This window comes from Bradyrhizobium sp. CCBAU 53351, assembly GCF_015291745.1.
Lineage (GTDB): Bacteria > Pseudomonadota > Alphaproteobacteria > Rhizobiales > Xanthobacteraceae > Bradyrhizobium.
In genome coordinates this window covers 2,424,771-2,444,687 of sequence record NZ_CP030059.1, presented here as the reverse complement: position 1 = coordinate 2,444,687, position 19,917 = coordinate 2,424,771, and the positions used below count along the sequence as shown (strand labels likewise).

15 protein-coding genes are annotated in these 19,917 nt (G+C 64.7%); 5 read left to right on the top strand and 10 right to left on the bottom strand.

Going from position 1 to position 19,917, the window contains the following annotated elements; translation table 11 throughout:
• Positions 1-134 precede the first annotated feature (134 nt).
• Positions 135-767, top strand: a complete 633-nt coding sequence (locus XH83_RS11440) for a DUF2147 domain-containing protein (protein WP_194407093.1) — start codon at positions 135-137, stop codon at positions 765-767.
• On the opposite strand, the gene XH83_RS11435 is transcribed toward XH83_RS11440, so the two are convergent.
• Positions 735-3,323 (bottom strand): MMPL family transporter, encoded by a 2,589-nt coding sequence (locus XH83_RS11435; RefSeq protein ID WP_194407092.1) that lies wholly within the window; start codon positions 3,321-3,323, stop codon positions 735-737. The genes XH83_RS11440 and XH83_RS11435 overlap by 33 nt on opposite strands.
• 466 nt (positions 3,324-3,789) lie before the next feature.
• On the opposite strand from XH83_RS11435, the gene ispH reads away from it, so the two are divergent.
• Both ispH and hpnH read left to right on the top strand, forming a co-directional pair.
• Positions 3,790-4,716, top strand: coding sequence for a 4-hydroxy-3-methylbut-2-enyl diphosphate reductase (gene ispH / locus XH83_RS11430; RefSeq protein ID WP_194407091.1), 927 nt, complete (start codon positions 3,790-3,792; stop codon positions 4,714-4,716).
• 36 nt (positions 4,717-4,752) lie between these two features.
• Positions 4,753-5,913, top strand: coding sequence for an adenosyl-hopene transferase HpnH (gene hpnH / locus XH83_RS11425; RefSeq protein WP_194407090.1), 1,161 nt, complete (start codon positions 4,753-4,755; stop codon positions 5,911-5,913).
• Between the two features lie 996 nt (positions 5,914-6,909).
• Here hpnH and XH83_RS11420 read toward each other — a convergent pair.
• From XH83_RS11420 to XH83_RS11395, 6 genes are all read right to left on the bottom strand, one after another.
• The gene (locus XH83_RS11420) at positions 6,910-7,659 is read right to left on the bottom strand and encodes a phosphorylase (RefSeq protein WP_194407089.1); all 750 of its coding nucleotides are present in this window, start codon (positions 7,657-7,659) and stop codon (positions 6,910-6,912) included.
• Complete coding sequence (shc, locus tag XH83_RS11415) at positions 7,656-9,608, bottom strand: squalene--hopene cyclase (protein WP_194407088.1); 1,953 nt, start codon at positions 9,606-9,608, stop codon at positions 7,656-7,658. Before shc ends, XH83_RS11420 begins: the two co-directional genes overlap by 4 nt.
• Before the next feature lie 61 nt (positions 9,609-9,669).
• A complete protein-coding gene (hpnE, locus tag XH83_RS11410; protein ID WP_194407087.1) occupies positions 9,670-10,923 on the bottom strand; it encodes a hydroxysqualene dehydroxylase HpnE in 1,254 nt (417 codons plus the stop codon).
• Positions 10,923-11,762 carry a presqualene diphosphate synthase HpnD gene (gene hpnD / locus XH83_RS11405; RefSeq protein ID WP_194407086.1) on the bottom strand — a complete coding sequence of 280 codons (840 nt, stop codon included), beginning with the start codon at positions 11,760-11,762 and terminating at the stop codon, positions 10,923-10,925. Before hpnD ends, hpnE begins: the two co-directional genes overlap by 1 nt.
• A complete protein-coding gene (gene hpnC, locus XH83_RS11400; RefSeq protein WP_194407085.1) occupies positions 11,752-12,636 on the bottom strand; it encodes a squalene synthase HpnC in 885 nt (294 codons plus the stop codon). Before hpnC ends, hpnD begins: the two co-directional genes overlap by 11 nt.
• 188 nt (positions 12,637-12,824) lie before the next feature.
• A complete protein-coding gene (locus XH83_RS11395) occupies positions 12,825-13,058 on the bottom strand; it encodes a hypothetical protein (protein WP_194407084.1) in 234 nt (77 codons plus the stop codon).
• 459 nt (positions 13,059-13,517) lie between these two features.
• Between XH83_RS11395 and XH83_RS11390 the strand changes: the two genes are divergently transcribed.
• The gene (locus tag XH83_RS11390; RefSeq protein WP_091953368.1) at positions 13,518-14,015 is read left to right on the top strand and encodes a hypothetical protein; all 498 of its coding nucleotides are present in this window, start codon (positions 13,518-13,520) and stop codon (positions 14,013-14,015) included.
• A gap of 91 nt (positions 14,016-14,106) precedes the next feature.
• Complete coding sequence (locus XH83_RS11385) at positions 14,107-14,940, top strand: hypothetical protein (RefSeq protein ID WP_194407083.1); 834 nt, start codon at positions 14,107-14,109, stop codon at positions 14,938-14,940.
• Between the two features lie 28 nt (positions 14,941-14,968).
• Here the strand turns inward: XH83_RS11385 and XH83_RS11380 are convergent, their stop codons facing one another.
• The 3 genes from XH83_RS11380 to XH83_RS11370 all read right to left on the bottom strand — a co-directional run bounded on the left by XH83_RS11380 (position 14,969) and on the right by XH83_RS11370 (position 19,911).
• Positions 14,969-17,335, bottom strand: a complete 2,367-nt coding sequence (locus XH83_RS11380; RefSeq protein ID WP_194407082.1) for an RND family transporter — start codon at positions 17,333-17,335, stop codon at positions 14,969-14,971.
• A gap of 207 nt (positions 17,336-17,542) precedes the next feature.
• Positions 17,543-18,328, bottom strand: coding sequence for an ethanolamine ammonia-lyase subunit EutC (gene eutC / locus XH83_RS11375; protein WP_194407081.1), 786 nt, complete (start codon positions 18,326-18,328; stop codon positions 17,543-17,545).
• Positions 18,325-19,911: a B12-binding domain-containing radical SAM protein gene (locus tag XH83_RS11370; RefSeq protein WP_194407080.1), complete on the bottom strand. Its 1,587-nt coding sequence runs from the start codon at positions 19,909-19,911 to the stop codon at positions 18,325-18,327. The genes eutC and XH83_RS11370 overlap by 4 nt, the downstream gene beginning before the upstream one ends.
• Positions 19,912-19,917 lie beyond the last annotated feature (6 nt).

Below are 19,917 nucleotides of genomic sequence, written 5' to 3'. Positions count from 1 at the left end.
ATACTTCGGTTGAGGGTCGTCTCGTCAACTGAAAAGGGACCGTGACTGAAAACGGTCTGTGCGGCCTTTTGCCCTTTTTCGGACCATCTTCGCAAGCACAGCTTTAAACCATGTTGCACTGCCGAGGAACTATCATGCGTTTAGCCCTTTACACCGGACTAATACTGGCTGGCGGTTACACCTGCCTGACCCCGGCGCTCGCCGCCGACCCGACCGGCGACTGGCGGGTCGCTGACGGCGTCGCCAACATCCGCGTCGCCCAATGCAATGGCAGCATGTGGGGCGCCGTTGCCTGGGAAAAGAAGCCCGGCGGGCGCGACGAGAACAATCCGGATGTCTCGAAAAAGAACAGGCCGACGCTCGGCATGGTGACGCTGATCGACATGAAGAAGAAGGCGGGCGCCGATCAGTGGGAGGGACAGGTCTACAACGCCCAGGACGGCCAGATCTACAGCGCGACCATCACGCCTGTCAGCACCGACCAGCTTGAAATCAAGGGCTGCGTGATGGGCTTCCTCTGCGGCGGCGAGACCTGGACCCGGGTCGGCCCGCCGATCCCCTTGAGCCCCGCCAACGCCATGGCCAAGGGCGGGCCGAAGCCCGCCGGCGCGGCGCCGAAAGCCGCAGGCACGACGGTTGCCGCCGCGCCCGCGCCTGCTCCCGCAGCCCCGAAGGCGGCCGGCGCCGCCAAACCCGCTCAGAAGGGCGCCGCCGATCCGGTCGGCGACATCTGCCTACTCCCTGAGATTGCGGGGTTTGCCCATTAGGGCCGGCTGGAACAGCAACACGGCTGCGAGCGTCGTCACCAGCGAGAGCGCCAGCAGCTTGCCCATGCTGGACGTGCCGGGATGGCTCGACAGCCACAGGCTGCCGAACGCCGTCGCGGTCGTCAGAGCGCTGAAGAAGATCGCGCGTGTCAGGCTGGTCTGGAGCAGGTTTGTCCTGCCTGAGCGCCAGGCCACGACATAATAGATCTTGAAGGCGACGCCGACACCGAGCAGCAGCGGGAACGCGACGATGTTGGCGAAGTTGAGCGGCAGGCCGATCAACACGCAGATCTCGAGCGTCACCGCGCCTGCAACCAGGAGCGGCACCAGGGTCATCAGCACGTCGACGAACCGGCGCAGCGTGATCCACAGCAAGAGGCTGATCACCAGCAGCGCATAGATGCCGGCGTGGATGAACGCCCGCACCACGGTGTCGCCGGATTTCAGGATCGAGACCGGCCCGCCGATCGCGGTCGGCTCGGCAACGAGCACCGCCGCCGCAAATTTGCGCAGCGTGTCGTTGTCGTTGGGATCACCCTTGGGCAGCGCCTCGACGCGGATGATGCCGTCCTTGCTCTTCCAGGCACTCGCGAGGTCGGGCGGCAGCGAGTTCAGGGTGACGGGCCCCGCCTGCATCGCGTTCCTGAGCTGGTCGAACACGACCTTCAGCGGCGCGACGAACACATCCTGCGCCTTGTTGCGTGTCGCCTCGTCGCCATTGGCGAGCTTTTCGAGCGCGTCGGCGAGACGCCGCGAGGCGACCGCGCCCGGGCCTTTCGCGTCGCCCGCGGTTCGGCGGAGATTGTCGACCGAGGATTTCAGGGCCTCGACGTTCTCCTGGTCGGACGGCGCCGCATCGATCTGATCGGGGTTGAGCGCGGGGTTCAGCACCTTGGCGCCCTGCGCGAGCAGCTTCAGCTTCGGCGGCTGGTCCGGCGGCACGAAGCTGTTGAGCGACATCACCCGCAGCACTTCGGGCACCTTCTCCAGCTTCGCCTCTATCTGCCTTGCCTGCTCCTCGGACGTCGCCATCACGTTGATGGCGTTGGCGCCGGTGTTGGGGTCCTTGCGCAGATCGAGGAAGGTCGCGATCGATTCGGCACGCGGGTTACGCAAGTTCATCGGGTTGAAGTCGAACTTCATGAAATAGAGCAGCGGCAGGCCGGCGAGCGCCAGCAACAGCGTGCCGCCGACGACCAGCACGCGGTGCTTCTCCAGGAAATTGTCGAGCGGCGCCAGAAAGGCATAGCCGACCGGCTCCTTCTCGCCGGGCGGGTTCAGCAGCTTCAGCATGGCCGGCAGCACGGTGATCGACGAGAGGAACGCCACCAGCATGCCGACGCCGGCGATCTGGCCGAGCTCCGCGATGCCCTTGTAGTCGGTCGGCATGAAGCAGAGGAAACCGGCGGCCGTCGCCATCGCAGCGAGCGACAGCGGCACCGCCGAGCGCTTGGCCGCCAGCACCAGCGCGCCCGAAAGGTCGTTGTGCTTGTAGCGCTCCGAGCGGTAGCGGACGCTGTACTGGATGCCGAAATCGACGCCGAGGCCGACGAACAGCACCGCGAACGCGATCGACAGCAGATTGAACGATCCGACCATCATCAGTCCGGCCGCGGTCGTGATCGCAAGGCCGACGAAGAGATTGATGAACACTGCGAAGATGATCTTCGACGAGTGCAGCGCCAGCCACAGGATGACCAGCACGACGAGAACGGTGCCGACGCCGTTGACGACGGCGCCTTCCTGCACGGTGGCGTATTCCTCGTTGGCGATCGGAATCGGGCCGGTCAGCCGCACGCGGGCCTGGTACTTGGTCGAAAAATCCAGATCCGTTGCGGCCATGCGGATCGCGTCGGTAGCGTCCTTGCCGGGCTCCAGCGCGTTGTAGTCGAGGATCGGCTTGAACTCGATGAAAGCGCGCCTGTCGGAATCCTTCAGCGGCTCGTCGCTGACGAGCTCGCGCCAGGAGAAGCTCGCATTGCCCTTGTTGAGCAGGGTCTCGACCGTCTGCGCGATCAGGTTGAAGGGCCGCTCGGTGTTGTCGAGCTTGACCTGCCCGCGCTTGACGCCCGCAAGTCCGGTCTCCAGCGCGCCGGTCAGGCCGCGGATCGAGGGATCGCCGGCCATGATCTCGATCAGGGGCGCGGCGGATTCGAACTGGCTGGTGATCTTGCCGACCTCTTCCGTCGGCAGGAACAGCAGGCCGTTCTTCTCGAAGAACTCGCCGCTGCCGAGCTGCTGCATCGACTGGAAGTTGGTCTTGTCGCCCTTCAGCTTGGCATAGAGCGCGTCTGCCGCAGCGCTCGCCATCTCCGGCGTTTGGGCTTCGACAACAGCCAGGATTAATTCATTCTGATCGAACGCCTTGTCGAATTGCTGGTCACGCTTGCGCCAATCGAGGTTCTGAGAAATCAGCGAATTGATGTCGGTGTTGATGGCGAAGTGCTGGGACGCGTAATAGCCCGCACCCACCGCCAGCAGGAGCCCGAGGACGACGACGAGGGAGGCAAGCCGGGTGCAGGCCCTGACGATGGCAACGACTACGCTTTGCAGCACTTCTTTTCTTTCTGCGGTTAACAGCTTGCCGGAAACGCCCGCTGTTTATCGGAGTTCCCGGGCGAAACCTATTGCTGTTTTGGGTGGTTCTCGCCGCAACAAGGTTCGAAGTAAACGGCGCGAGACCGGGCAAAATCATGCGGGGCGGCCCCGGTATAGCCGGCGAGTTGAGGCGGGAAAGTGGCCAAGTGTGAGCGCAAATGTCGCCATTTTGCCTGAGATGAAATCTATACTATAATACCTTCAAGCGGGTGGCTGGGTATCCCAGAGTTTCATTCGACCTTTCCTTGCTGCCGATTTTTTGACACAAAGTATTGCGCCTCCATGCGCCGGAGCCCCAACGGGGGTGGGTGGCTACCGCGTGCGCGAACCAATGGTGCGGATATTGCAACTCATTGGTCAGTATCGGGGTGCCGCCGGGGACTTGCGGAAAGCGGATTGGTGCAACTTGCGTGATGGGCGTCCTATGGAAGTTTATCTGGCGCAACCGCGTGGCTTCTGCGCGGGCGTGGTGCGTGCAATCGAGATCGTGGAACGGGCGCTGGAGAAGTACGGCCCGCCCGTCTACGTGCGCCACGAGATCGTGCACAACAAATACGTTGTCGAGAGCCTGAAGAACAAAGGCGCCATCTTCGTGGAGGAACTGTCCGAGGTTCCGCCAGGATCGGTGACGGTCTTCAGCGCCCATGGCGTCGCCCGGAGCGTCGAGGAAGAGGCCACCGCGCGCGACCTTCCGGTGCTCAATGCCACCTGCCCCCTGGTCACGAAAGTTCACAATCAGGGGAAGCGCTACATCACCAGGGGCCGCACGCTGATCCTGATCGGCCATGCCGGCCACCCCGAGGTCGAGGGCACGATGGGCCAGGTTCCCGCCCCCGTGCTGCTTGTTCAAAGCGTTCAAGAGGTTAAGGCGCTCACCCTGCCGGCGGATACGCCAGTGGCCTACATCACCCAGACCACCCTGTCGGTCGACGACACCAAGGACATCATCGCGGCCCTCCAGGCCCGCTTTACAGACATTCAAGGTCCGGATATCCGGGATATCTGCTATGCGACACAGAACCGCCAATCTGCGGTAAGGGACTTGAGCAAGCTGGTCGACGTGATCTTGGTGGTGGGCGCTGCCAACAGCTCGAATTCGAACCGGCTTCGCGAAATCGGCACCGAGGCCGGCGTCGCGAGTTATTTGATTGCCGACGGCAGCGAGCTCAATCCGGAGTGGTTGAAAAATGCCAGGACCGTCGGCATCACGGCCGGCGCTTCGGCGCCTGAGGTACTCGTGGATGACGTGATCGAAGCGATGCGGCGGATCGGACCGGTGAAGATCCAGGTGTTGCCGGGCCGCGAGGAAAACATCGAATTCCGGCTTCCGGCCCAACTGGCTGCGAGCTGACCCACCCGAATTGAAAAGCCCAGAAAGAAACTTGTAATGGCAATCCCCTTCTTCAAGGAAATGCGTATCGGCGGCTATTTGCTCAAGCAGAAACTGCTTGGCCGCAAGCGCTACCCGCTCGTGCTGATGCTGGAGCCGCTGTTTCGCTGCAACCTCGCCTGCGTCGGCTGCGGCAAGATCGACTATCCGGATGCGATCCTCAACCGCCGCATGACCGCGCAGGAGTGCTGGGACGCGGCCGACGAGTGCGGCGCGCCGATGGTGGCGATTCCCGGCGGCGAGCCGCTGATCCACAAGGAGATCGGCGAGATCGTGCGTGGCCTCGTCGCGCGCAAGAAGTTCGTCTCGCTCTGCACCAACGCGCTGCTGCTCGAGAAGAAGCTCGACCTGTTCGAGCCCTCCCCGTACCTGTTCTTCTCGGTGCATCTGGACGGCCTGAAGGACCATCACGACAAGGCGGTGTCGCAGAAGGGCGTGTTCGACCGCGCCGTGTCCGCGATCAAGGCGGCCAAGGCGCGCGGCTTCACCGTCAACGTCAACGCCACCATCTTCGACGGCCATCCGGCCGAGGAGATCGCAAAGTTCCTGGACCTTACCGTCGAGCTCGGCGTCGGCGTCTCGATGTCGCCGGGCTATGCCTATGAGCGTGCGCCGGACCAGGAGCACTTCCTCAACCGCACCAAGACCAAGAAGCTGTTCCGCGACGTCTTCGCGATGGGCAAGGGCAAGAAGTGGAACTTCATGCATTCCGGCCTGTTCCTGGACTTCCTCGCCGGCAACCAGGAATACGAGTGCACGCCCTGGGGCATGCCCGCGCGCAACATCTTCGGCTGGCAGAAGCCCTGCTACCTGCTCGGTGAAGGCTACGCAAAAACCTTCAAGGAGCTGATGGACACCACCGACTGGGAAACCTACGGCACCGGCAAGTACGAGAAGTGCGCCGACTGTATGGCCCATTGCGGCTACGAGCCGACGGCTGCGACTGCCGCGCTCAACAACCCGCTGAAGGCGATGTGGGTGTCGCTGCGCGGCATCAAGACCTCGGGCCCGATGGCGCCGGAGATCGACATGTCCAAGCAGCGCCCGGCGCAATACATCTTCTCGGCCGAAGTGCAGAAGCGCCTGTCGGAGATCCGCAAGGACGAGGCCGAAGCCGCGCAGGCGAAGGCCGCGCAGAAGGCTTCGACCGCGGCGTAAGCGGACGCCATCAACTCTCACGACAAAGGCCCGGCCGCGATTGCGACCGGGCTTTTTGTTTCGAGCAAGTGTCGTGGGGCTCGGAGGCACGCTGGCCAACCCAGCGTCATTGCGAGCGCAGCGAAGCAATCCAGACTGTCTCCGCGGCAGCAGTCTGGATTGCTTCGTCGCAAGGGCTCCTCGCAATGACGGAGCAAGTTGAATCGCCGGTGTCCTCCAGCTCGCAACTCAACTCAACGTGCAGACACGCCTTCGCATTCCCGCGGCTTCTTTCGCCCGAGTTTTGCTGTTCGTTCGCCCTCGAAAGACCAGAGGACGCAGGGAAGGCCGGGCGCCGGCGGCACCCGCGGTCCGTGCGCAATGAAAATGCACACGGGATGGATCACAGGTGTTGCCGGTCGCCCGGCCTTCCCTGCGCGGATGGTTTTCGCGGTGTCCTTCGTGCTCTCCTCGGGGAGCGTTGCACTATTGCCCCCGTCACCTCGCAGCTGATCGATGCACGTGCCGGTCGACCGCCACATCACCGCGAGGTTTGACGCCAGAACCGCGGGCGTCGGGACCACACGACTTCTCCGTCCGCGGACGGTTTCGACCTGATCGCCGGGAGCTCGCGTGTGCTCACCTCCGACGGCGACCGAAACCGCTGTGACCGCGCCGTGTCGTAGCGCGTCGCGCATGCCTCAACGGTCGCCCGTCCCTGTCATCGCCTGTCGCGCCGGCGCTACCGCGTCCACCGCACCCCAACCCGCATCTCGTGCCGATCGCGAAGCGCCCCTCTGGCAGGGCCGGGATGAACGCTCTATGCTACAAATCCGAAATTCGGGAAAGTGGAATATTTTTGTACGGAGGGGTTGACGGGGTTTGCGGTGTTTTGCCGACGGCTCTCGCTGGCACCAGTCCAGTACTGTCAGCGAGTTACATCCGGATCAGGACACCAAACAAAAAGGCCCGGTCGCGCGACCGGGCCTTTCCTTATTCTAGGGATCGACGTCCCGCTCAGGCCGCCTTCGACACCATTGCCTCGCTCTCGATCAGCTCGGTCCCGATCAGATAATCGCGGCAGCCGCGCAAGGATCGCAGCGCGCGGTTGAAGTCGATGCCGGTCGAGACCAGGGCATGCAGCGTCGCCGGATTGCGGACGATGCCGCGCAGCACGGCGGCGAGATCGATCTGGCCGTTCGGCTTGATCGCGGCACGGGCGAGCGCCGGCAGCGCGCGGTGGGCGGGATCGCTGATGACGCGGACCGCGGCGAAGGGCAGCCCGGCTTCCGTGGCGTAGGCGGCGGCGATGTGGCTTTCCATGTCGACGGCGGCAGCGCCCGTCTCAGAATGCAGCGCGGCCTTGCAGGCGCGCTTGGTGACCACTTCCTCGGCACCGGCGAGGCTGCCGCGCACCACGCGGCGGCGTCCCGAGGTCAGGCGGTCGATCAGATCGTCACCGAGCGAGAGGCCCGCGGCCCAGCGGGTGTCGCCGGAGAGCACCTCGGTCGCCAGCACGACGTCGCCGGAACGCAGAGTCGGGTCGAGCCCGCCGGCCACGCCGAACGAGATCACGCCGCGAATCGTCTCAGGATCGACCACCGTCAGCAGCGCCCGCAATTGCGTCGGGCTGCTGGACGAGCAGATGACCGCCATTCCTGGCCCGGCTGCGATGCGGGCCTCCTGCACCAGTCCGGTCACGATCAATATCGGCCGCGGGTCGATGGCCTGACCCGCGGTTAAATAGTCCCCCGTCCCCAAAGTCACATTCCGACCCCTACCACCCTGCTGTTGGTGTTCCGCAAGTTCCGATACCGCGCCAACGCCCACAGCGGAAAGAACTTTGGGTAACCATGATAACGTAGATAGAACACGCGGGGGAAGCCTGTGGCGGTGTACCGCTGCTCGTCCCACAGTCCTTTTTCGTTCTGTGTTGCAATCAGGTACTCCACCCCGCGGGCGACGGCCGGGTGATCAACCTCGCCTGCCGCCATCAGGGCAAGCAAGGCCCATGCCGTTTGCGAGGCGGTCGAGGGGGCGGCTTCCCAGCCCCGGTAGTCCAGCCGGTAGCTCACGGCATCCTCGCCCCAGCCGCCGTCCTCGTTCTGGATCGAGGCCAGCCAGTCGGCGGCCTTGCGAATCATGGGATCCCCGTGGTCGACGCCGGCCACGTTGAGGGCACAGAGCACCGACCAGGTTCCATAAATGAAATTCATGCCCCAGCGGCCGTACCAGGACCCCTCGGGGTGCTGGGTCTTCCGGAGGTAGGCGACCCCGTCGGCCACGTGCTTGCTGGTCTTCGCGGTCTCGCCGAGCTGGGCCAGCATCGAGATGCAGCGCGCCGTGACGTCCTCGGTCGGCGGATCGAGCAACGCGCCGTGGTCCGAGAACGGGATGTTGTTGAGGTAGTATTCGAGGTTGTTGACGTCGAAGGCAGCCCAGCCGCCGTCGTCGCTCTGCATGCCCTCGATCCACTCCCGGCCGCGCGCGATGGCGGCGTCATAGCCGGTGGCGCCGTGCTCCCGTCGCATGCGGTCCATCGACATCACCACCACCGCGGTGTCGTCGAGGTCGGGGTAATGCGCGTTGTTGTACTGGAAGGCCCAGCCGCCCGGGCGCACGTCGGGCCGCTTCACCGCCCAGTCGCCCTTCACCTCGAGCTCCTGCCGCGGGATCAGCCAGTCGAGGCCCTGCTTGGCCGCGGGCACCGCCTTGTCGCCGCCAGCCTCGAGCAATGCGTGCGCGGTCAGCGTCGTGTCCCAGACCGGCGAGACGCAGGGCTGGCAATAGGCCTCGTCGTCGTGGATCACCAGCAGCTTGTCGATGCCGCGGCGCGTGATCGCGCGCGGCGGGAAATTCTCGTCCTTGCCGAGCGCGTCGTACATCATGACGATGTTGGCCATGGGCGGATAGATCGCGCCCATGCCGTCCTCGCCGTTGAGCCGCTCCTCGGTGAAGGCGAGCGCGGCATCGATGGCGCGCTTGCGCAGGCTCTTCGGAAACATCGGCTCGACGACGCGCAGGATGCCGTCGAGCGCGCGGAACAGCACGAACCAGGCCATGCTCTGGTGCGGCGCCTTGGCGGTCATGCCGATCGAGCGCGGATCCTGCAGGAACAGTTCGTCGATGCCGACGCCCTTCGGGTTCTTCGCGCGCGGCTTCAGCGCCGCGAGCACCATGAGCGGCACCATGGTCGTGCGCGCCCAGTAGGAGATCTTGTTGAGGTGGAACGGCGACCAGAACGGCAGCAGCACGATCTCGATCGGCAGCACCGGCACCGCGCGCCAGGTCACCACGCCGTACATCGCAAGCAGGAAGCGGGTGAAGACGTTGCTGTTGATCGCCCCGCCGCGGGCATGGATCGCCTCGCGCGCACGCACCATGTGCGGCGCGTCCACGGAATCGCCGATCATCTTCAGCGCGAAATAGGCCTTCACGCTGGCGCTCATGTCGAACTCGCCGTCATGCACCAGCGGCCAGCCGCCATGAGCGCCCTGGATGCGGCGCAGGTAACTGGCGATCTTGGCTTCGAGCGCGACATCGACGGGCTCGGCGAGATAGTGGCGCAACAGGACGTATTCGGCGGGAATCGTGCAGTCGGCCTCGAGCTCGAACACCCAATGGCCGTCGGATTGCTGGACGTCGAGGACGCCCTGCGTCGCCGATGCAATGCTCGATTCCAAAGCTTCGCGGCTGGTCGCGGTCACGGAATCCATGTCGCTCGATTGCTCCGATAGTCGATTGAAATAGGCCGGGACATTTGCCCGTCAGGGCCGCCTACCCTTTGGCGGCCAGAACCAGATCGGCGGCGCGATCACCGGACCGGACTGATCCCTCGATGGTTGCAGGCAATCCCGTAGCAGTCCAATCCCCCGCAAGGAACAGGTTTTTCAGCGCTGTGACCGGCCCCGGGCGCAGGGCATTCTGCGCCGGCGTCGCCGCAAATGTGGCACGGCGCTCGCGCACGATTTGCCACGGAGGCAGCTCACCCGACACCCCGCCCGCCTTGCAGACGTCGTTCCAGATGCTCTGCGCGAGTTCCTCGCGCGGCATGTCGACCAGACGATCGCCATTGCTGATGGTGACGGACAACCGGTTCGGAAACGCGAACAGCCATTCCACGACGCCGCCGATCACGCCGAGGATCGGCGCCGAGCCCGCCGGCGGCGTGATGCGGAAATGCGCGTTCACGATGGCGCGGAATTCGGTCGGCGTCTTCAGCCCCGGCAGCAGGCCGGCGGCGGCGCGCGGCGGCACCGCCATCACGACGACATCGCCCTCAGCGAGCTGGATGACGTCCTCGCCGCCAAAATGCAGCGCACTGGCCTTGCCGTCGCCGCTCGCAAACGAACGCAGCTCATGGCCGAGCTGAACGGTGTGTCCACGATCCTGCAGAAACTTCACAGCGGGCTCGATCAGCACGGCGCTGAGGCCGTCGCGCGCGATCAGCGGACGGCAGGCCTGCCCGCCCGCAAGCAGCGTCTCGCGCACGATCGCGCCGGCGAGCCCGGCCGAGCCCTCGGGCGGATCGACGTTGAGCGCTGCCAGCAGCAGCGGCTGCACCAGGCGCTGATAGAGGATGCCTTCGGTCGGAATGGACTTGCCGACCAGCGTCTCTTCCGACGCCCAGATCAGCGGCGCCAGCTTCAGATAATCGGTGAGACCCGTGTCGGGAACGCGACGGCCCTCGTCGAGCACCCAGGTCGGCAGCCGGCCGGTCCCGAGATCGATCTGCCAGCGCTGCCCGGTCTTGAGGTCGACGAACGGAAACTGCGCGCTCTCCGGGCCGACGAGGCCGGCCTCGGTGCCGATCGCGCGCGCATAGGCGCGGGCGTGGCTGTTGCCCGACAGCAGCAGATGATTGCCGTTGTCGATGGTGAGGTTGGTGGCGCCGTCGAAATAGGAACGGCAGCGGCCGCCGACCTGCTGCGTGGCCTCGTGCACGGCGACCTTGAAGCCGGCATTGGCGAGCCGCACGGCGGCGGAGAGGCCGGAAATTCCAGCACCGATGATGTGAGCTGTCTTTTGCATCAGATGAAAGCGTAGCGGAGCAGGATCAGGATGCGTGTGATCTTTGACACACGCACCGGCTGGCGCGGCGCATTGAAACCGCGCGCAATCAGGAGATCCAGAATGGAATGATAGTATTTCGACATGATCCGCGGCGCGCGCACGGTGCGGCGCTTGTTGCGGTTCATGATCTCGTCCGACTTCTCGAAATGCGCTTTCGCACGCTGCGTCAGCGGCAGGCAGACCTTCGGCAGCGCGCGCTCGGCGATCACGCGGTTCGGATCGTCGGAGGTGATGCCGGCATGAAGCAGCGCCTCGCGCGGCAGATAGAGCCGGCCGAGACCCGCGTCCTCGTCGATGTCGCGCAGGATGTTGGTGAGCTGAAGCGCGCGGCCCAGATGATAGGCGAGCTGGATGCCGTCGTCTTCGGGCAGGCCGAACACCCGCACCGACAGCCGTCCCACGGCGCTGGCGACGCGATCGCAGTACAGATCCAGCGTCGCCATGTCGGGCGCGCGGATGTCCTGCGGCACGTCCATCTCCATGCCGTCGACGATCGCCAGGAAATCCTCGCGCTTGAGGCCGAAGGTCTTCACCGAGGCGACGTAGTCCTTCAGCCGCGGCGGCGGATTGCCCTGGTAGAGCGCGTCGATGTCGTTGCGCCATTCCTGCAGCGCGGCGAGCCGCTCTTCGCGCGGGCCATGAGAATCGGCGATGTCGTCGACCTGGCGGCAGAAGCTGTAGATCTGGAACATCGCTTCGCGCTGGTCGCGCGGCAGGATGCGCATCGCGGCGTAGAAGGAGCTGCCGGATGCGGTCGAGCCATAATTGGCGCCGGGCGCTGTCGCCTCAAGCGTCATGTGCGGTCCCCGGTCTGGAAATGGCCTTGCGTCCCATCGCGCGGCGGCCTCCCTCACCGAGCATTCCGGCAAGGCTGAAGACGAGCAGCTCGAACTTGTTCAGATGCACCCGCTCGCGCAACGGATCGCGCACCTTCAAGAGGCGCACGATGCGGTCGGCATAGGCCTGGATCACCGCGACGTCGATGCCGAGACGGAAATCCCGGATCTCCGCAGCCAGCGACCTGCCCTCGTCGAGCAGCGCTTCGTTGCGCGCGGCGAGCGCCTGCAGGCAGGCCAGCATCGCCGGCGGCGACTGCGAAAGCCCGAGCTGCTCGACCGAGGCGCCATGTGCTGCCAGCGCATCGCGCGGCAGATAGACGCGGTTGAGCTCGCGGAAATCCTTGCCGCAATCCTGCAAATGATTGGTGATCTGCAGGCCCGCGCAGAGCGCATCCGATGCCGCCCAGGTCGAGGTGCTCTCGCCATGGACGTCGAGCATGAAGCGGCCGACCGGCATCGCCGAATAGCGGCAATAGTGAATGACCTCGTCCCAGGTCTCATAGCGCAGCTTGGTCACGTCCATGCGGAACGCGATCAGCACGTCGAGCGCATGGCGCGGCGCCATGCCGCGCTCGGCGAGCGCACGGCGCAAGCTGACGGCCTCTGCCTGGGTGTCGCCCTTGCCGAGCAGCTCCGCCTCGAGCAGGTCGAGATAGGCCAGCTTCTGGTCGGGCGGCAGCGTCGCGTGGTCGGCGATGTCGTCGGCGGTGCGGACGAAATTGTAATACGCCAGGATCAGGGCGCGATGACGCGGATGAATGATCCAGGACGCGACGGGAAAATTCTCGTCGCGGTCTCCCTTGCCGGATCGCAATTCGCTCGCAGAGGTCATCGAGGGCTGGCTACAATCGTTTGGATAGAAAGGGCTTCTTCTCGCGGGCTCATGCCGGCGATCCGCCGCGGCCCCCATATAGGGGAATACGGCCGCAAAACCAATCCTGTCTGGCGATGGCTGCCTTCCGCGAATCGGGCCCGAAAAGGCGGCCCTCGAGGCCGCCTTTTGTGGGCCAGTGGCCGATCTTACTGGTTGTGGTTCTTCAGGACCTGGTCGCAGGCCTGCGAGATCTTGGACCGGTTCTCCTTGAGGCAGGCCAGGATGGTGAAATCGCCCTGGTCGATGACCGGACGGCAGAACTTCTGCACGTCGCGCGTGCAGGCCTTCTGCTCGGACTCGGTGCCACGCCCCTGCTGGGCGAACGCCACCGTCGAAACAGATGCCGACAGCAGGGTGAGAGCGACGAGAAGCTTACGCATTGTATTCCTTCATTCTGACGGCAGAATCGCACCGAACCCGGACTGCACAGGGCGGACGACCGGAACGGATTGTTCTGATGGCAAGTCGCCGCGCGGTAGCGGCTTCGGAGAAGGCACAAGCACTGGCAAATGCGGCCAAATTGGCGCCGCGCCCACCAAATCAGGTCTTCCCTTCGCCTTCATTGGCAGATGTAAGAGATTGATACTACGTCATAATTCAGGACCGCTGCGTTTTACTGCATACCTGTTGCAGAGCTGCATCTCTCCTCCCGGCCTTTTCCGCCGGAAACATACCGAAACAGAGCAAATCGGCGGATCCAGGCCTGGCGCAAGGCGTTGTGAACCGCCATCTCTGGCAGCCTGGCTTTGAACCTGACACCGGCTCGGAGCACTAAACTTTCGATGTGGCGAGACGTTCTCGAGCGTGAGCGGGCGTCGTTCTAAAACGGGATATTTGAGATGAAATTCTTTGGGCGATCTGGACTGGCAATCAAGGCGGCCGGCATCGGGGCGGCACTGCTCTTCTCGGTTTCGGCAGGCCACGCTCAGTCCTCCGGCCCGTTTGCCGGCTTCGACGGCGCCTGGACCGGCACCGGCACGGTGTCGCTGTCCGACGGCTCCACCGAGCGCATTCGCTGCAAGGCCGACTACAAGGTCGCCGGCAGCGGCCTCAATTTAAAGCAGGCTCTGCACTGCGCGTCCGACAGCTACAAATTCGACCTCACCAGCGACGTGACGAGCCAGGGCGAGCGCATCTCCGGCAATTGGAGCGAGTCCAGCCGCAACATCTTCGGCAATCTGCAGGGCACCGCCGGCGGCGGCCAGATCGACGTGTTCGTGGAGGCCAACGGCTTTGCCGCCAACCTCTCGCTGCGCACCAACGGCACCAAGCAAACGGTGCAGATCTCGTCCAAGGGCGAGATCCGCGGCGTCAACATCACCATGACGAAGAGCTGATCTCATCTCGCGTCGATGAGAATCAAGCCCCCGGTTCTCGCGAGCCGGGGGCTTTTTGCTGACATGGACTCACCGAGACGGACTTGCCGAGATGGACCCGATCCGCAGACATCTGCTCAAGGCCGCCGGGCTCTTCGCGGCCACGCGCGCCTTCGCCAATGATCCGCCCGGAGCGAGCATGCAGCCTTCGTCCGTGAAGCCGCGTCACGTGCTCTGCTTCCTCGGCAAGAATGAAAATCTGCTGCAGCCGCCGAAGGCAGTCGCCAAGACCATCGCCGATTTCGGTTTCGAGATCGACCGCACCCATTCGCAAGCAAGGCCCGATGCGAACATGACGCGTTCGTTCGGCGTGTGCTGGGACCGTGTCTTCCCGAAAGCGTGGTCTGCATCGGACGAGGCCGCGGTCGCCAATCACAAGGCGGTGCTCTATGTGCTGAGCCCGCGGATGGGTCAAGAGAAGACCGCCGCCGGCTCGGCCGCCGCACTGCAGATCGTGGACGAGATGTTCGATGCAGGCGCCATTGCCGCAAAAGGCGAAAGCGCCGGCATCGCCCATGGCGTCGCGCGGTGGCGCAGTCTCGCGGATCAGGCGCGCAATGGCGCGAAGACCGACCAGGGCCTGCGCATGACGCCCGCCGTGACCACGGCCTGTCGTCTCGCCCTCGCCAAGCGTCCGCTGGCCGGCGATCGCTATTACGAGACCGTCGGCTACCACCTCGTCGGCCTGCCGGACGTCTATGTCGCAAGATCGCGCGGCAACGATCGGTCCGCGGTGTTGCTGATGGATGAGATCGCCGACGCCATGGCCGAGCACGGCATCGATGCGACCTTGCGCGATCGCAAGCTCACGCTGTCGCGCGAACAGGACTACGCCGAGGCCGACTTCAAGTTCAATCCGTACGGCATCGTTCGGATCGAGGCGTGAGCGCTGGGCGACGTCCGCCGTCCCAGTCTCAGATCGCCGGCTTGTCGGTGCCCTGCAGCTTGCCGTGCAAATTGATCAGCCACATCGCCGTCGGCCTGAGGATGAAGAGGTCGGCGACGAGGGCCATCACCATCGAGAAGGCGCTGAGCCAGCCGAACAGCCGCAGCGACGGCAGGTCGGAGAACACGGTGACGACCAGGCCGCAGGCCAGCACCACCGTGGTCAGGATCAGCGCAGGTCCGACCAGCACGGTCGCCCGCTCCACCGCGAGCGCCGAGCCGACCCCCGGCTTGCTCTCCAGGCGCAGGCGATTGAGGAAGTGGATGGTGGCGCTGAGGCCGAGCCCGAACGAGACGGTCAGCGCGACGACGCTGGCGAATTGCAGGCCCTCGCCCATCGCCCACAGCACTGTTCCCGACATCACCACCGGGAAGATGCCCGGCAGGATGCAGGCGAACATCACCACCCAGGAGCGGAATGCAAGGCCGATGAAGATCGCGACCAGCGCGAATTCGACGGTGAGCCCGCGGTTCAGCTTTTCGATCATGCTGGCCGAATTGCGTGCCGCGATCGCAGCAAGACCGGTCACCGCAACCTCATAGCCGGGATGCTTCTTGCGGACGGCGTCGAGCTCGGCATCGAGCTTGTCGACGATCGGCAACAGCTGGCTGGAATCCTTGTCCGGCACGCGGCCGGCGACCACGACGGCGTCCTGCTCGGCGTCGATGAACCGACGCACCAGATGCTCGGGAATGACGCTGACATATTCCTTCAGCGTCGCGACGTCGGCGCTGCCGGCCTTTTCCGCCAGCCAGCGGCGCAGGGTCTCGACCGACCAGACATTGCCGACGCCGGCCGCCTTCTCCACGGTCGCATGCACGTCCGCGATAGTCTGGAGCGTCTCCGGCGAATAGAGCGATTCACCCTTCGGGAACTGGATCAGCACGTTGACCGGATTGGCGCCGGTGAGCTTGGCATCGAGCCGGTCGCTGGCGGCGACCGCCTGCCGCTTGTCCGGCACCTGGTCGGCGAGCCGGTAGCGTGGCTCCAGATTGGCGTAGATGACGCCGAGGCCGCCGACGAACAGCACCGCGATCAGGCTGAACAGGCCGGGCCGGCCGACCATGCGCACCGCGATCCAGTAGCAGAAATTGCGCAACGCCTGGACGCCGGCATCCGCACCCTGGAACTTGACCGCGAACGTCTTCTCGTTGCGCACGAGGAGCACGCCGAACACCGGTACCAGCGACAGCACCGCGACCAGCGCGATGATGGTGGCGGCCAGACCCGCCTCGCCGAACTTGCGGATCAGGTCGGAGTTGGAGAACTGCAGCGCGATGAAGGAAATGCCGGCGGTGCCATGCGTCAGCACGCAGGCCGGTCCCACCACCAGCACGGCGTTCTTGAACGCGGTGAACTTGTCCTGGCCCGCGATCAGCCGGTCACGCGCGGCAAAGGTGAGCTGCATCGAGTCCGAGAAACTGATGACCATGATGAGCGGCGTCATCACGTTCAGGAACATGTTGAGATTGAAATTGGCCCAGCCGAGCGCGCCGAGCGCCAGCAGGATCGCGATCATCGGCGGGAACGCCGCGGCGACCATGAAGGAGATCTTGCGGAAGAAGATGATGGCGATGATGCAGCCGGCGAGAATGCCGAGGATGTTGTAGGTGAGGCCGTCGCGCTCGACGGCGTTGCGGATCTCGAGCTGCATCACGGGCACGCCGGAAAGCTGCACGTTGAGCCCGGTATCGCTGAGATCCTCCTTCATCAGCGCGCGGATGTCGGCGACGGTCTTGGTCAGCCTGCTGGACGCCACCACCTCCGGATCGAGCGACAGCACGATCAGCGCCAGCGTGCCGTCTTCTGACAACAGCTTGCCGCGGATGATCTCGTTGTTTTTGACCGTCTCGATGAACTTGTCGTAGTCGGCGCCTTCGGGCAGCTCGGCCGGGAACAGGGCCGCCGGCAGCTTGCCCGGCGCCGGCGCCTGGCGGGCGGAGAACAGCGAGACCAGCCCGCGCGTGCCTTCGACCAGCTGCATGTCGGTCACGAAGTCGCGCAGCTTCTCGAGATTATTCCGCGCCAGGAGGTTCTTGCCTTCGACCACGACGAGGACGTCGAATTCCTCGGCCGGGAACTTCTTCGTCACCTCTTCATACCGGTGGAATTCGCGGCTGTCGGAGCGGAAGAGCTGCGACAGCGAATCGTCGATCTTGATCCGGTGGATGCCGAACACGGCGCCGACGATCAGGACGAGCAGGACGATGCAGGAGACGATCGGCGCCCGGACGGCGATCAGCCCGAGACGCTCCAGCCCGAAGGCGATCGAGGACGTAGGTCCCTGCTCGACCTTGTCGACATGAACCTCATTCTCGCTGTGCTTTTCGAGCATGCCTTATCCAGTTCCTAAATCGGCTCGGTCTTGAGAGCTTGTTGCGCCCCGCGAACGGCTTGAAAATGCCATACCAATGGGAGGCTTGCCCTTTGAAAATGCGCGGAAAATCGCCGCGAGGGGTTTAGCAGGTCAACTGGTCTTTTCGCAAGCAGGCGAAGTGTGGGCGAATCGATCAAGATGCGGCGATTTTGGGTCCTGCGCGGGTCATCCGGCCGAGAATGTGCCAATTCGACGCGGCGCGCGGTCCGCGCTCTCGTCCTTCAGCGCCACGCCGCTGACCTGACGCGCCAGCCCCTCGCGGACCAGCCAGGCGATCTTGCAGGCAGCCTCGTCATAGCTCAGTCCGGCGTGGTGGATGTTGGACACGCAATTGCGTTCAGCATCGGTGCGGCCGGGCTTGGGCGCGAAGGTCAGATAGGCGCCGAGACTGTCGGGTGCCGACAGGCCGGGCCGCTCGCCGATCAGCGTCACGACCATGCGCGCGCCGAGAAGGGCGCCGATCTCGTCGCCGAGCGCAACGCGCGCGCCTGAGGCGACGACGACAGGGCCGAGCGCGACAGCATCGCCTTCGGCGAGCAACGGCAGCAGCCGCCTCACCAGGGCCACCGCATGGGCATGGACCGCCGCCGCGGACAGGCCGTCGCCGATCACCAGCGCGAGCTGGCATGGCGCGGAAGCCGCTCGCGCCAGAACATCGGCCGAGCCGGGCTCGAGCCGTCGCCCCAGATCCGGCCGCCGCAGATAATCCCCGCGGTCGACCGCCTGGCTCCTCGCCTCGGTGACGTCGAGGCCGAGGCCTGCGAGATCGGCGACCAGACGCGGCGCATCGAAGGCGGCATGCACGGCATCGCGGGCACGGGCATGATCGAGCGTGAAATCGAGCAGCGCCCTGGTCGGCACGCTTGCCCCGCTGCGCCCGAGCGCAACGCGCGCGGGCGTGAACGACCTGAGGTCGATGATCGGGCGAGCCGGAACGGACGGATCACTCATTCGGCGGGAACGGCGGCCTCGCGCAGCCGGATCGAGTAGTTCGAGGCGTTCTGCCTGCCGCTGGAGGCCGCGCGCGCGAAGGTGATGAGATGATGCGCGATGAGGGTGCAGCCGATCAGACCTTCGAGATCGCCGCGCTTGATGCGCCCCAGCGCGAACTTCCAGAACACGCGCTTGTAGTCGCCGAGCACGCCGACCTTCCAGAAGATGTTGCGCAGCATGACGAGACCGCGCCGGATGTTGGGCCAGGTCTTCATCTCGTCCGGCGTCGGCATCTTCAGGCGATGCACATAGACGTGGTCGCATTGGTACTGGAAGCGCGCGTAGACCCTCTCGGGCTCATAGGCGACGCCCATGGCGTGCTTCCAGGACGCGACGACCTCGTCATAGGGCAACAGGAAGTCGACGTTGGAATCGCGGCCATCGTCGTGGACAAGACGACCCTCGCGCTCCAGCCGGTCCCACAGCGGCGTCTTCGGCAGCGCCTGGAGCAGGTTGATCGTGAGCAGCGGGATGCGCGATTCCTCGACGAAGCCGAGCAGCGCCTCCGACGTATTCGGCTTGTCGGTGTCGAGCCCCATGATGATGCCCGAAACCACCTCCATGCCGTAGGAGTTGATGGTGCGCACGCCCTCCAGGATCGGGACCATCATGTTGTGGTCCTTCTGCATCGCCTTCAGCGCGTCGGGATCGGGCGTCTCGATCCCACAGAAGATGGTGATGAAGTAGGCCTCGCGCATCTTCTCGAGGATCTCGGGCCGCTTGGCGATGTTGAGCGTCGCCTCGCAGGCGAGCCGGACCACGTAGCCGGTCCGCTTCTGCCATTCGATCAGGTGCGGCAACAAATCCATCGCCGCCTTGCGGTTGCCGATGAAATTGTCGTCGACGAAATAGACCGTGTCGGTCATGCCGCATTCACGTAGACGATCCAGCTCGGCGATGATCTGCTGCGGCGACTTGATGCGCGGGTTGCGGCCGTAGAGACCGGGGATGTCGCAGAACTCGCACTGATAGGGACAGCCGCTGGAATACTGGATGCTGCCGAGGAAGTACTTCTTCACGTCGGCAAGCTCGTAGGCCGGGATCGGAAACTCCGTCATCGGCACGCGGTCCTTGGTGGTGAGGACCACCTGTTCGTCTGGACGCGCCGTGTCGCGCGACAGGATCTCAATCAGCTGGTTGGTGGCATCGCCGAGCTCGCCGACATGGAGATAGTCGAACGACGGGTAATAGTCGGGACAGGCACTGACGGAGGGGCCGCCGAGCGCGACCGGCAGATCGAACTCATGGGCGCGGCGGCAGATGTCGTTCATCTGCTGGCGCTGGATGTGCATGCCGCTGACGAAGACCGCCTCGGCCCATTCGAACTCTTCCCTGGTGGTACGACGCAGGTTCTCGTCGACGAATTTGACCTGCCAATCCTCAGGCAGATAGGCCGAGATCAGCAACAGCCCCTGCGGCGGCATGAAGGCACGGACACCGTCGGTCAGCGGATAGGAATGCTCGAACGTGCCGAACGAGGAGGTGTAGCGCGGAAACACACAGAGAATCCGCCGGGATGTTCCGTTACTTTCAGCTCGCATCTAAGC

What these genes read in the sequence shown, in the direction of transcription:
- XH83_RS11370 (WP_194407080.1), bottom strand. Translation starts at nt 19,911, where the DNA reads ATGCGAGCTGAAAGTAACGGAACATCCCGGCGGATTCTCTGTGTGTTT.
- hpnE (WP_194407087.1), bottom strand. Translation starts at nt 10,923, where the DNA reads ATGCAAAAGACAGCTCACATCATCGGTGCTGGAATTTCCGGCCTCTCC.
- hpnD (WP_194407086.1), bottom strand. Translation starts at nt 11,762, where the DNA reads ATGACGCTTGAGGCGACAGCGCCCGGCGCCAATTATGGCTCGACCGCA.
- XH83_RS11390 (WP_091953368.1), top strand. Translation starts at nt 13,518, where the DNA reads ATGAAATTCTTTGGGCGATCTGGACTGGCAATCAAGGCGGCCGGCATC.
- shc (WP_194407088.1), bottom strand. Translation starts at nt 9,608, where the DNA reads ATGGATTCCGTGACCGCGACCAGCCGCGAAGCTTTGGAATCGAGCATT.
- XH83_RS11440 (WP_194407093.1), top strand. Translation starts at nt 135, where the DNA reads ATGCGTTTAGCCCTTTACACCGGACTAATACTGGCTGGCGGTTACACC.
- XH83_RS11380 (WP_194407082.1), bottom strand. Translation starts at nt 17,335, where the DNA reads ATGCTCGAAAAGCACAGCGAGAATGAGGTTCATGTCGACAAGGTCGAG.
- hpnC (WP_194407085.1), bottom strand. Translation starts at nt 12,636, where the DNA reads ATGACCTCTGCGAGCGAATTGCGATCCGGCAAGGGAGACCGCGACGAG.
- XH83_RS11385 (WP_194407083.1), top strand. Translation starts at nt 14,107, where the DNA reads ATGGACCCGATCCGCAGACATCTGCTCAAGGCCGCCGGGCTCTTCGCG.
- eutC (WP_194407081.1), bottom strand. Translation starts at nt 18,328, where the DNA reads ATGAGTGATCCGTCCGTTCCGGCTCGCCCGATCATCGACCTCAGGTCG.
- ispH (WP_194407091.1), top strand. Translation starts at nt 3,790, where the DNA reads ATGGAAGTTTATCTGGCGCAACCGCGTGGCTTCTGCGCGGGCGTGGTG.
- hpnH (WP_194407090.1), top strand. Translation starts at nt 4,753, where the DNA reads ATGGCAATCCCCTTCTTCAAGGAAATGCGTATCGGCGGCTATTTGCTC.
- XH83_RS11395 (WP_194407084.1), bottom strand. Translation starts at nt 13,058, where the DNA reads ATGCGTAAGCTTCTCGTCGCTCTCACCCTGCTGTCGGCATCTGTTTCG.